This is a genomic window from Pseudomonas sp. G2-4, assembly GCF_030064125.1.
GTDB lineage: Bacteria > Pseudomonadota > Gammaproteobacteria > Pseudomonadales > Pseudomonadaceae > Aquipseudomonas.
In genome coordinates, this window is record NZ_CP125957.1 from 6,231,828 (window position 1) to 6,243,230 (window position 11,403).

General features: G+C 60.9%; 11 protein-coding genes and 1 other RNA gene. 8 read left to right on the plus strand and 4 right to left on the minus strand.

What is annotated here, in order from left to right; genetic code table 11:
• The first annotated feature begins 16 nt into the window (after nt 1-16).
• Nucleotides 17-195: non-coding RNA, 6S RNA (ssrS, locus tag QNH97_RS27445), on the plus strand.
• 117 nt (nt 196-312) lie between these two features.
• The gene (locus QNH97_RS27450; RefSeq protein WP_283554734.1) at nt 313-918 is read left to right on the plus strand and encodes a 5-formyltetrahydrofolate cyclo-ligase; all 606 of its coding nucleotides are present in this window, start codon (nt 313-315) and stop codon (nt 916-918) included.
• A 35-nt stretch (nt 919-953) separates the two neighbouring features.
• Here QNH97_RS27450 and QNH97_RS27455 read toward each other — a convergent pair whose 3' ends face one another.
• Complete coding sequence (locus QNH97_RS27455; protein ID WP_283554735.1) at nt 954-1,100, minus strand: hypothetical protein; 147 nt, start codon at nt 1,098-1,100, stop codon at nt 954-956.
• Nucleotides 1,101-1,294: 194 nt separating this feature from the next.
• On the opposite strand from QNH97_RS27455, the gene QNH97_RS27460 reads away from it, so the two are divergent.
• The 4 genes from QNH97_RS27460 (at nt 1,295) to QNH97_RS27475 (ending at nt 6,632) form a co-directional block, all read left to right on the plus strand.
• Complete coding sequence (locus QNH97_RS27460) at nt 1,295-1,744, plus strand: EVE domain-containing protein (RefSeq protein ID WP_283554736.1); 450 nt, start codon at nt 1,295-1,297, stop codon at nt 1,742-1,744.
• Between the two features lie 81 nt (nt 1,745-1,825).
• Nucleotides 1,826-2,791 carry an HlyD family secretion protein gene (locus tag QNH97_RS27465; protein WP_283554737.1) on the plus strand — a complete coding sequence of 322 codons (966 nt, stop codon included), beginning with the start codon at nt 1,826-1,828 and terminating at the stop codon, nt 2,789-2,791.
• Nucleotides 2,788-5,514 (plus strand): ribosome-associated ATPase/putative transporter RbbA, encoded by a 2,727-nt coding sequence (rbbA, locus tag QNH97_RS27470; RefSeq protein WP_283554738.1) that lies wholly within the window; start codon nt 2,788-2,790, stop codon nt 5,512-5,514. Before QNH97_RS27465 ends, rbbA begins: the two co-directional genes overlap by 4 nt.
• Nucleotides 5,514-6,632, plus strand: coding sequence for an ABC transporter permease (locus tag QNH97_RS27475; RefSeq protein WP_283554739.1), 1,119 nt, complete (start codon nt 5,514-5,516; stop codon nt 6,630-6,632). Before rbbA ends, QNH97_RS27475 begins: the two co-directional genes overlap by 1 nt.
• A 69-nt stretch (nt 6,633-6,701) precedes the next feature.
• Here QNH97_RS27475 and QNH97_RS27480 read toward each other — a convergent pair whose 3' ends face one another.
• Entirely contained in the window at nt 6,702-7,118 is a 417-nt protein-coding gene (locus QNH97_RS27480) for a flagellar basal body-associated protein FliL (protein ID WP_283554740.1), read from the minus strand.
• A gap of 149 nt (nt 7,119-7,267) precedes the next feature.
• Between QNH97_RS27480 and QNH97_RS27485 the strand changes: the two genes are divergently transcribed.
• A complete protein-coding gene (locus QNH97_RS27485; protein WP_283554741.1) occupies nt 7,268-8,245 on the plus strand; it encodes an NADPH:quinone oxidoreductase family protein in 978 nt (325 codons plus the stop codon).
• A 52-nt stretch (nt 8,246-8,297) separates the two neighbouring features.
• Here the strand turns inward: QNH97_RS27485 and QNH97_RS27490 are convergent, their stop codons facing one another.
• Nucleotides 8,298-8,885, minus strand: a complete 588-nt coding sequence (locus tag QNH97_RS27490; RefSeq protein WP_283554742.1) for an energy transducer TonB — start codon at nt 8,883-8,885, stop codon at nt 8,298-8,300.
• A gap of 340 nt (nt 8,886-9,225) precedes the next feature.
• Here QNH97_RS27490 and glpT point away from each other — a divergent pair, with 340 nt between their 5' ends.
• The gene (glpT, locus tag QNH97_RS27495) at nt 9,226-10,575 is read left to right on the plus strand and encodes a glycerol-3-phosphate transporter (RefSeq protein ID WP_283554743.1); all 1,350 of its coding nucleotides are present in this window, start codon (nt 9,226-9,228) and stop codon (nt 10,573-10,575) included.
• Here glpT and QNH97_RS27500 read toward each other — a convergent pair.
• Nucleotides 10,551-11,219, minus strand: coding sequence for a gamma-glutamylcyclotransferase (locus QNH97_RS27500; protein ID WP_283554744.1), 669 nt, complete (start codon nt 11,217-11,219; stop codon nt 10,551-10,553). The genes glpT and QNH97_RS27500 overlap by 25 nt on opposite strands.
• Nucleotides 11,220-11,403: the final 184 nt, after the last annotated feature.

Consider the following 11,403-nt stretch of genomic DNA (forward strand, 5'->3'; position numbering starts at 1 on the left):
TGGGGTATACTCGCGTCACTCCCTGGGGTGCTTGCCAGTTGGTGATGTCCCTGAGCCGATACGCACAACCATGGAGGTTGCACGTTGGGCCGGTGTGCATGTCCGCTTGACGGAAAGCCTTAACGCCCCCTGCAACTTCCACCTTGAACTTTCGGGTTCAAGGGCTAAGCCGACAGCGGTTCATCCGGGGAGCCTGATTTAAAACAATGCCAGTCCAGGTGGACTGGCATTGTTATTTGCGCCGCCGGCATTTCTGAGCGTCCGGTTTTGCGGTTACGCTGTGCTGCCATCGCCACTGCGTGAAGCCTGGACATGACCGAACCCGCGCTGCTGCCCCGCCCGCAACTTCGACGCCTGCTGCGCCAGGCCCGTCGCGCCCTGACGCCCGCCCAGCAACGGCAAGCCGCCCGCGGGCTCTACAAGCAATTGGCCCAGCACCCGCTGTTTCGCCGCGCCCGACACATCGCCCTGTACCTGCCCAACGATGGCGAGATTGACCCGCGCCTGCTGCTGCGCGCCGCCCAGCGTCGAGGCAAGGTCACTTATCTGCCGGTGCTCAGTCCGTGGCCGCAAACCAAGATGGTTTTTCAACGCATTCACCCAGGCGAAAAAATGCAGCCCAACCGTTTTCGCATCCCTGAGCCACGCAAGAACATCGCCCGTCAACGCAAGGTCTGGACATTGGATCTGGTGTTGTTGCCGCTGGTGGGGTTCGATGATGCCGGAGGCCGGCTGGGCATGGGCGGCGGCTTCTATGACCGCAGCCTGGCGTACCTTGGACGACGCAAGCAGTGGCGCAAGCCAACGCTGCTGGGGCTGGCCCATGAATGTCAGAAGGTCGAACGATTGGCACAGGCAAGCTGGGACGTGCCGCTGCAGGGAACGGTCAGCGACAGGCGTTGGTATCTGGCACAGTAGACGCCGCGAGAATCAGCGGCGCCTGGAAGACAGGTTCAGCGTTTGAGCGATGGCGCGGGCTGGATGACATCCACCGGCGCGTCGGTCTTGTTGGCCCACAAGCTTTGGGCGTAACCCGTGGTCACGACGCCGAGGCCGAACAGAATGACTAAGATCCACAACAAATCCGGTTTGCGTTTCATCGATTGCCCCCCTCAAGGCATATCACACACGATGACAGCAGCGGTTTTCTTATTGGCCGTGCAGCAGCGTCAAGCTTGGAAGGCCGGCATTTTGCGGCAACCTGCTCCGACACGCAAACGCTGGCGTCAACCGACTGTCGGTTTGTCATAAAATCGCTGAACTTTTTTATCGATATCGCCCAGGAGTAGAAGTCATGGCCTATTGGCTGATGAAATCCGAGCCCGACGAATTGTCCATCCAAGGCCTGGAAAAGCTCGGCCAAGCGCGCTGGGACGGGGTTCGCAACTACCAGGCGCGCAATTTCCTGCGGGCCATGGCGGTGGGCGACGGGTTCTTTTTCTACCATTCCAGTTGCCCGGAGCCAGGCATTGCCGGAATCGGCAAAATCATCAAGGCCGCTTACCCCGATCCAACGGCGCTGGAGCCTGGCAGCCATTACTTCGATGCCAAGGCCAGCCCGGATAAAAACCCCTGGACTGCAATCGATGTGGCCCATGTCGAAACCTTTCCCCGAGTGCTGAAGCTTGACTATCTCAAGCAACAGGCCGCCCTGGCCGACATGCCGCTGGTGCAGAAAGGCTCGCGACTGTCGGTGATGCCAGTGACGGCCGAGCAATGGGCGGCGGTGATTGCCTTGCGCTGATCATCCATGTGTTGATGGATATCAAACTGGGGTGCTCGTGGGGCCGGCAAACTGCAATGCTATAGCCGCAGGATGCCGGACATGTCGACCAACCCTCGTACCTCTCGTTTTTTTGTCTTCGCCTTGATGGCTGTGTTGCTCGCCGCCGGTGGGTTCGGCTATTGGAAGTCGCGGCATGATCGCCTGCCAGAAGGCCTGAGCATGGGCAACGGTCGCCTTGAAGCCACCGAAGTCCAGATCGCCAGCAAGACACCCGGACGCCTGGCCGAGGTGCATGTCGATGAAGGCGACAACGTCCTCAAGGGTCAATTGCTGGCGCGCATGGACACCCGCACCCTGGAGGCCCAGCGCAACCAGGCCGAGGCCGAGGTGGTGCGCGCCCGGGAAAATCTCGCCGCCACCGAGGCCAATGTGCAGTTGCGCCAGAGCGAGCAATTACTCGCCCACCAGGAACTCAAACGGACCCAGGAACTGTTCAAGCGCGGTTACGCCAGCGCCCAGGTCATCGACCAGCAGCAGGCCCGCGTCGACACCGCCAACGCCGCCGTCACCGCTGCCCGGGCCCAGGTGTCGGCGGCGACTGCGGCCATCGGCGCGACCCAGGCCCAGGTGGCCCAGCTGACTAGCGAAATAGACGACAGCAGCTTGCGTGCACCCATCGACGGCGTGATCCAGCTACGCCTGGCCGAGCCGGGCGAAGTGCTGGGCGCTGGTGGACGGGTGCTGTTGATGATCGATCCGAACGACCAGTACATGAACCTCTATCTATCGGCTTCCGTGGCCGGGAAACTGGCGGTGGGCGATGAAGCGCGACTGCTGCTCGACGCCCTGCCCGAGCGACCGTTGCCGGCAAAAGTCAGCTTCGTCGCGGCCAAATCCCAATTCACCCCCAAGGAGGTCGAAACCCGTGATGAGCGCCAGAAGCTGGTGTTCCGCGTCAAACTGCGCCTGACTTCACCCGGGGAAGTCCCCCAGGCCAAACCCGGCATGCCCGGCGCCGGTTACGTGCGCACCAACCCCATCGACTGGCCGGCCAACTTGCAATGAGCGCCAGCGTCGACCCACCGGCACTGCATGCCTCGGGCCTTGAGCACCGCTACGGCCAGCATGTCGCCCTGAGCGATATCGCCTTCAGCTTGCCGGTCGGCACCCGCTGCGGCCTGATCGGCCCGGACGGTGCTGGCAAGTCGAGCCTGCTGGGGCTGATTGCCGGGGTCAAGAAGCTCCAGCACGGCCAACTGGAGGTACTGGGCGCCTCGATCGAGGATCGACGCCATCGCAACACCCTCTATCGACGTATTGCCTTCATGCCTCAAGGACTGGGAGGCAACCTTTATCCTGACTTGTCGATACGCGAGAACATCCGGTTTTTCGGCACGCTGTTCGGGTTATCGCGCTCAGAATGTGAACAACGCATGGGCCAATTGCTGCTGGCGACCGATCTGCAGCGTTTTGCCGAGCGTCCGGCAGGCAAATTGTCCGGTGGCATGAAACAAAAGCTCGGCCTGTGTTGCGCGCTGATCCACGAGCCGGACCTGCTGATTCTCGACGAACCCACCACCGGCGTAGACCCGTTGTCCCGGCGACGCTTTTGGGAGTTGATAGCGGACGTACGCCGACAACGGCCGCAACTGACCCTGCTGGTTGCCACGGCTTATATGGAAGAGGCCGAACAATTCGAGCATTGCCTGATGCTCGATAACGGTCGCTTGATCGCCCAAGGTTTAAGCGCTGAACTGGCCGCAGCCACGCCCGACGGCAAGCTCGACGCGGCGTTCACCCATTTCCAGGGTGACAGCGGCCGCAACACCGAGCCACTGAAGATCCCGCCCAGGACCGACGACACCACCGACATCGCCATCGAAGCTCACGACCTGACCCTGCGCTTTGGTGACTTCACCGCCGTCGACAAGGTCAGCTTTGCCATTGGTCGCGGTGAGATCTTCGGTTTCCTGGGTTCCAACGGTTGCGGCAAGACCACCACGATGAAAGTGCTGACCGGACTGATGCCCGCCAGCGAAGGCAGCGCCCGACTGCTGGGCAATCCAGTCAACGCCAAGGACCTCGCCACCCGCAAACGCGTAGGGTTCATGTCCCAGAGCTTTTCACTGTATGGCGAATTGAGCGTGCGCCAGAACCTGGCCCTGCACGCGAAACTGTTCGACCTGCCAAAGTCCGAAAGCAGCAGCCGTATCGAAGAACTGATCCAGCGCTTCAACCTCCAGGACCTCGCCGACCAACCTTGCGGCGCATTACCCCTGGGCCTGCGCCAGCGCTTGTCCCTCGCGGTGGCGGTGCTGCATCGCCCGGAAGTGCTGATTCTCGATGAACCGACTTCAGGGGTTGATCCGGCAGCGCGGGATGACTTCTGGCGGTTGCTGATCGAGCTGTCTCGCGAACAAGGCGTGACGATTTTTCTCTCCACCCACTTCATGAACGAAGCCCAACGTTGCGACCGCATTTCACTGATGCATGCCGGCAAGGTCCTGGCCTGCGACACTCCTGCGGCGTTGCAGAAGCAGTTCAACGGCCCGACTCTGGAAGCAGCCTTCGTCACCTGCCTGGAACACGCCCAAGGCGAGGCGCAGCAGGACAGCGCCCCCGTGACCCTCGACCACGCCGACGTCCCGCAGGACCGCCACGGCCTCAGCCTCGGCCGCCTGTTGGCTGTTGCCAGTCGGGAAGGCAAGGAACTGCTGCGCGACAAGGTGCGCATGGCCTTCGCCCTGCTCGGCGCCCTGTTCATGATGGTGATTTTCGGCTACGGCATCTCCCTGGATGTGGAAAAACTCGCGTTCGCCGTGTTTGACCAGGATCAGAGCCCGCAAAGTCGCGCTTACCTGGAAGCTTTCCGCAGCTCGCGCTATTTCGACGAACAGCCGGTTATCCAAAATGCGAACGAGCTGCATCGGCGCCTGCAGCACTCGGACATCAAGCTGGCCCTGGAAATACCACCCGGCTTCGGTCGTGACCTGTACGCCGGTCGACAGCCCACCGTCGGCGCCTGGCTGGACGGCGGCATGCCGTTCCGCGCCGAGACCAGTCGCAACTACGTCCAGGCCGTGCATCAGGCCAATCTCGAGCAATGGGTCGAACAGAGCAGTCCGGCGCGAATCCCGCAAACCGCGGTCAAGTTGGAAACCCGGTTTCGCTACAACCAGGACGTGGTCAGCGTGAACGCCATCGGCCCGGGGGTGATGGCGCTGATCCTGGCGTTCATTCCGGCGATGTTGACCGCCCTGGGCATCGTGCGGGAAAAGGAACTGGGTTCGATCACCAATTTCTACGCCACGCCGTTGACCCGCCTGGAGTTCCTGCTGGGTAAACAAGTGCCCTACCTGGCCGTCAGCCTGATCAACCTGGCCCTGCTGACGGCGATGAACCGCTGGCTGTTCGGCGTGCCGTTCAAGGGCAGCGGCCTGACGCTGGCACTGGGCGGCCTGCTCTACGTGCTGGCGACCACCAGCATGGGCCTGCTGATCTCGGCGTTCACCCGCACCCAGATCGCGGCGATCCTCGGCACCATGATCATTACCAGCCTACCGACTATCCAGTTCTCGGGGCTGATCGTGCCACGTTCCTCCCTGGAAGGCGCCGCATCGGTGATGGGCCAGCTGTTTCCCGCCGGTTATTTCCTGGACATCGCCGTCGGCACTTTCACCAAGGCCCTGGACCTGCGCCAGTTATGGCCGCAATGCCTGGCGCTGTTCGGGTTCTTCCTGGGGTTCACCGGGCTCAGCCTGGTCATGCTGAAGAAGCAGGAGGCCTGATGCATACGCTTTCACATATCTGGCGTCTTGGGCTCAAGGAGCTGACCAGCCTGCGGTACGACTCCGTCCTGCTGCTGTTTCTGGGCTACGCCTTCACCGTGGCGATCTATATGCCGGCGGCGGGTTCGGTGATCGGCGTCCACAACGCCAGCGTAGCGATCGTGGATGAAGACCAGAGCCACCTCTCACGCGAGCTGGCCCAGGTCCTGCGACCGCCGGAATTTCAAACCCCGGTAGCACTGCCCTATGCCGAACTGGACAAAGTCATGGACAGTGGCCGCTACACCTTTGTCATCAACGTGCCCGCCAACTTCCAGGCCGACCTGCTCGCCGGACGCGAACCGGCGCTGCAACTAAACGTCGATGCCACAGCAATGAGCCAGGCGTTCATGGGCGCCGGTTACATCGGGCGGATTTTCCAGCAGGAACTGCTGACCTACAGCGGCCAGACGCAAACGAGCGAACAAACGCCCGTGAGGCTGACCACCCGCGCACTGTTCAACACCAACCTTGAGGGCGGATGGTTTCTGGCGGTGATCCAGATCGTCAACAACATTACGATCCTGGCCATCATCCTGACGGGGACCGCATTGCTGCGCGAGCGTGAGCACGGCACCCTCGATCACTTGTTGGTGCTACCGCTGACAGCGCTGGAAATCATGCTGGCAAAGATCTGGAGCAACATGCTGGTGGTGGTGGTGTGCACCTGGGCATCGCTGGAAATCATCGTCAAGTTCGCATTGGGAGTCCCGCTTGCCGGCTCCATGTTGCTGTTCCTGCTGGTGACCGCGCTCTACCTGTTCGCCAGTACCGCCCTGGGTATCTTCCTTGCCACCCTGGCCCGTTCGACGCCGCAGTTCGGTTTACTGTCGATCCCGGTCATCATCCCGATGCTGCTGTTGTCGGGCGGCAGCACGCCGCTGGACAGCATGCCGCAATGGCTGCAATGGGTGATGCAGGGCTCGCCATCGACCCATTTCGTCAGCCTCAGCGCGGCGATTCTGTTCCGTGACGCAGGGGTTGAGGTGGTCTGGCCGGACATGCTGGCGCTGGCGGTCATCGGGCTTTTGTTCTTTGCCATCGCCCTGGGGCGGTTTCGCAAAAGCCTGGCGTCTTGATGAAAAAACGCCGCCTTCAGCAACGCCTGCGCAATCGTGGCATTGAACAAAGGCGGCGTTCCTGACGGCTTATTGAATGATCAGGTTGTTGAACAACAGATCATCCACCATCGGCTTGCCGGTTTCGTCGTTCATGACCTGCTGGGTCTGCTTCAACGCTTCCTGGCGCAGCTTTTCCTTGGCCTCCAGATTATTCATGCCCTCAGTGGTCTGCTGGGCGAACAGCGCCACCAACTGGTTACGAATCAGCGGCTCGTTGGCCTTCACCGCTGCGGCGGCGGCATCGCCGGTCACGCGCAGGGCCACGTCGGCCTTGTAGACCTTCAGCTTCGCTGTACCGTCCAAGCCATAATTGCCCACGAACGGAGGGCTGAGGGTGATGTAACTGACCTTCGGTGCCTCGCCTTCCTTCGCTTCCTTGGCCTCTTCGGCCATCGCTACCACAGGCAACGACAGGGCCAGCATCAACATGATCCGCGCTTTCACAATTGACTCCTCATCCGGTTTGCGGCCCAGCATACCGCCCCGCCGTTCAAGCACAAGCTTATAGCCGGCTATCAGGACAGGGCATGCTCGTTGACCCATTGACTCTCACACCTACACTATCGGCCATCACTCCCAAAGGAATAGCCCTGATGAAAGCCGTGCTGTGCAAAGAATTCGGCCCCGCCGAATCGCTGGTGCTGGAAGACGTCGCCAGCCCTGTCGCAAAGAAGAACGAAGTGCTGCTGGATGTGCACGCCGCCGGGGTGAATTTCCCTGACACGCTGATCATCGAGGGCAAGTATCAATTCAAACCACCTTTCCCGTTTTCCCCCGGTGGCGAAGCAGCGGGCGTTGTCAGCGCGGTGGGCGAAAAAGTCAGCCACCTGAAGGTCGGTGACCGGGTCATGGCATTGACCGGCTGGGGCAGCTTTGCCGAACAGGTGGCAGTACCGGGCTACAACGTGCTGCCGATCCCGGCGTCCATGGACTTCAACACCGCTGCTGCCTTCAGCATGACCTACGGCACCTCGATGCATGCCCTCAAGCAACGGGCCAATCTGCAACCTGGCGAAACCCTGCTGGTGCTCGGCGCATCTGGCGGGGTCGGCCTCGCGGCGGTGGAAATCGGCAAGGCCATGGGCGCCCGGGTGATCGCGGCCGCCAGCAGCGCGGAAAAGCTCGCCGTGGCCAAGGCGGCGGGCGCCGATGAATTGATCAACTACAGCGAAACCAGCCTCAAGGACGAAATCAAGCGCCTCACCGATGGCCAAGGCGCCGATGTGATCTACGACCCAGTGGGCGGCGACCTGTTCGACCAAGCCATCCGCGCCATCGCCTGGAATGGCCGGCTGTTGGTAGTCGGCTTCGCCAGCGGGCGCATACCCGAACTGCCGGTGAACCTGGCCCTGCTCAAGGGTGCCGCCGTAGTGGGCGTGTTCTGGGGCTCCTTCGCCCAGCGCCAGCCCCAGGACAATGCCGCCAACTTCCAGCAATTGTTCGGTTGGTTCGCCGAGGGCAAGCTCAAGCCTTTGGTTTCGCAGCTGTACCCACTGAGCAACGCGGCCCAAGCGATCAATGACCTGGGGCAGCGCAAGGCCGTGGGGAAGGTGGTTGTGCAGGTGCGTTGACGTTGTCACAGCGGTCCAGGCGCCAGAGGCTCCGGACCGCTCCAGGCAAGCACTAAAGCAACTCACGCACCTCCTTTGGCAACATTCGCACATACCGCGACGCCGGGTAGCTCCCGCAACGCTGTACGATCCAGGGCACGTGCCGATTGAATTTGGCGATCAGGGCCAACCGTTCGGCATCCGGAAGCTGTTTCACAAAAAACACATTGGACAGGTAACGACGCGTGTAATCGAAAGGCAGCAGGTCCAGCAGAAACAGCTGGTCCCTGGCATGCGCATTGATCTCCGAACATCGCCAGGTCTTGATCCATTTATTAGCGTCAAGGGGCACGTCATCCAGGCGGAACTCCATCGGCGCCACGGCTTGCGCCTGCGCAGGATGGTCGTTGTCCACTGTCCAGGGCTTGAAGCGCCACTGGTCCACGGCCTTTCGTGCGGCGTCGGCAAAGTCGGGATGATCGCTCTGCAGAATCGCAATCTCATCGACATGGCCGTCGGCATGCACCGTGAAGCCAACCCTCACCCCCCCCATGACGCCTGTTCGGGCGAGGGCCGTCGGGTAGACCGGCTTGGGATTGTTCTCGGGCACCAACAGCACATCAGCCGCCCAACTCGCACCGCACAAACACAGCAACAGCATCACAACACACCCTCGCATCCCCATTCCCTCCCCTGAATGCCAAGACCTGGCAAGAACGTAAAGGGTAAAGGGCGAGGCTTATGGGCTAAATGGCGAGACTTCCCATTGGGTTGAAGGATGTTTCCCACTGTCTTGTCCCGCATCCAACGATGTGACGCATGAAAGAGCATCGGGCGACATTTCCCACAACGCCACCTACTTATTCCTGAGCGACATGTTCACTTAAGAACATTCGATAAGGAAAATTTCCCCTGTTTAACCGATAAGAAGCAATGCTATTTTCGGTAACGAAACTGTAACATTCGCATCCGCAGTCATAACAAGAACCTGGAGCCCTTGAATGTTTGCTTTCTTTCGTCCTGCCGCTCATCAGGCGTCCCTGCCTGAAGAAGAAATAGACAGCACCTACCGACGCCTTCGCTGGCAGATCTTCGCCGGCATTTTCATTGGCTACGCAGGGTATTACCTGCTGCGCAAGAACTTTTCCCTGGCCATGCCGTACCTGATCGATGAGGGTTATACCCGGGGTCAGTTGGGCCTGGCCATGTCGGCCATCGCCATCGCCTATGGGCTTTCGAAGTTTCTGATGGGCCTGGTGTCCGACCGCTCCAATCCGCGCTACTTCCTGCCGTTCGGCTTGCTGGTCTCGGCAGGGGTGATGTTCGTGTTCGGTTTCGCGCCTTGGGCGACGTCCAGCGTGACCATGATGTTCATCCTGCTGTTCATCAACGGCTGGGCCCAAGGCATGGGCTGGCCGCCAAGTGGGCGAACCATGGTGCACTGGTGGTCACAGAAAGAACGCGGCGGCGTGGTCTCGGTGTGGAACGTGGCGCACAACGTCGGCGGCGGCCTGATTGGCCCGCTGTTCCTGCTGGGGATGGGCTGGTTCAATGACTGGCACGCGGCATTCTATGTGCCCGCTACCGTAGCGCTGGCCGTGGCCGTATTTGCCTTCATGACCATGCGCGATACCCCGCAATCGGTGGGGCTGCCGCCGATCGAGAAATACAAGAACGACTATCCGGAAGGCTACGACGCCAGTCACGAGGACGAATTCAGCGCCAAAGAAATCTTCGTCAAGTATGTGCTGCGCAATAAAATGCTCTGGTACATCGCCATGGCCAACGTGTTTGTTTATCTGCTGCGCTACGGCGTGCTCGACTGGGCGCCGACCTACCTCAAGGAAGCGAAAGGCTTCACGGTGGATAAAAGCTCCTGGGCCTACTTCTTCTACGAGTGGGCAGGCATTCCCGGCACGCTGCTGTGCGGCTGGATGTCGGACAAGATCTTCCGCGGCAACCGTGGCCTGACGGGCATGGTGTTCATGGCACTGGTGACCGTGGCAACGCTGGTGTACTGGCTCAACCCGGCCGGTAACCCGACCGTCGACATGATCGCCCTGGTTTCCATCGGCTTCCTGATCTACGGCCCGGTGATGTTGATCGGTCTGCAAGCATTGGAACTGGCACCGAAGAAAGCCGCCGGTACTGCTGCGGGCTTCACGGGTCTGTTTGGATACCTGGGGGGCTCGGTCGCGGCCAGCGCCGCCATGGGCTACACCGTGGACCATTTCGGCTGGGACGGTGGTTTTGTGCTGTTGATCGGTGCCTGTCTGCTGGCGATGGTGTTCCTCGCGCCAACCCTATGGCACAAGCAAATCGCCAGTCAGAGCCGCGAAGCGGTCGCCTGATCCAGGGCTGACTTGCAGCGCTTGAGCCGCGCCTCCAGATTCCGGTCTGGCATGGCGTGGCTGCGCAGGGCGTGGATGGTCTGCTCGACATAATCGCGGGTGGTGCCGTAGCGCCCACAGGCGCTTTCGAACACCTGGCTCAGTACATGGTCCGGCAAGTTGCCGGCGTAGCTGGGCAGGTGTCGCTCCAGGACAAATCCCAAGGCTTGTACCCGACTGCCATCCTCAAGACGGCAACTGAGCCAATGTGGCCGATAGGACGGGAACGGCATCTCGCGTTGCCACAAGGCAAACAGCGAGTCCTCGAGATTCTCTTGCGGCAAGCGATAAGCGAAACCGCTGCAAGAGCCGCCGCGATCCAGCCCGAATACCAATCCCGGCAACTCCGGGGTGCCACGGTGTTCATGGGACCACAAATACAACCCGCGATGATAACCATGGACCCGGCCGCGCATTCGCTCCACCGCCGTGCATTCCGGCCGCCAGATCAAAGAGCCGTAAGCGAACAGCCAGACCGGACCGCCCAAGTGAAGGCCCATGGTCGATTGCATCGAGGCGAGCAATTGTTCACGGGTCAGCTGTGGCCCCAAGTCGAGTCGTGGCGGGTACGGTGCACAGGTGATGGCGGATTCGATAACGGTCATGGCCGGTAGCGTTTGGCTCCTCGCGGTTCAGAAAGTGGGATAGCGCGCCGTCATGGCGCTGACGCTTGGCAAAACCAAAGGCAAATTGGATGCCATGAAGGCTGGGGGGCGCTGGCATATACCTTAACGGCATCTAGCTTAGAGACTAAATACCGAATCGGTATATTGGCTGATATATGCCCTG

Coding starts and splice junctions, on each gene's coding strand:
- QNH97_RS27450 (WP_283554734.1), top strand. CDS start 313: ATGACCGAACCCGCGCTGCTGCCCCGCCCGCAACTTCGACGCCTGCTG.
- QNH97_RS27455 (WP_283554735.1), bottom strand. CDS start 1,100: ATGAAACGCAAACCGGATTTGTTGTGGATCTTAGTCATTCTGTTCGGC.
- QNH97_RS27460 (WP_283554736.1), top strand. CDS start 1,295: ATGGCCTATTGGCTGATGAAATCCGAGCCCGACGAATTGTCCATCCAA.
- QNH97_RS27465 (WP_283554737.1), top strand. CDS start 1,826: ATGTCGACCAACCCTCGTACCTCTCGTTTTTTTGTCTTCGCCTTGATG.
- rbbA (WP_283554738.1), top strand. CDS start 2,788: ATGAGCGCCAGCGTCGACCCACCGGCACTGCATGCCTCGGGCCTTGAG.
- QNH97_RS27475 (WP_283554739.1), top strand. CDS start 5,514: ATGCATACGCTTTCACATATCTGGCGTCTTGGGCTCAAGGAGCTGACC.
- QNH97_RS27485 (WP_283554741.1), top strand. CDS start 7,268: ATGAAAGCCGTGCTGTGCAAAGAATTCGGCCCCGCCGAATCGCTGGTG.
- QNH97_RS27490 (WP_283554742.1), bottom strand. CDS start 8,885: ATGCTGTTGCTGTGTTTGTGCGGTGCGAGTTGGGCGGCTGATGTGCTG.
- glpT (WP_283554743.1), top strand. CDS start 9,226: ATGTTTGCTTTCTTTCGTCCTGCCGCTCATCAGGCGTCCCTGCCTGAA.
- QNH97_RS27500 (WP_283554744.1), bottom strand. CDS start 11,219: ATGACCGTTATCGAATCCGCCATCACCTGTGCACCGTACCCGCCACGA.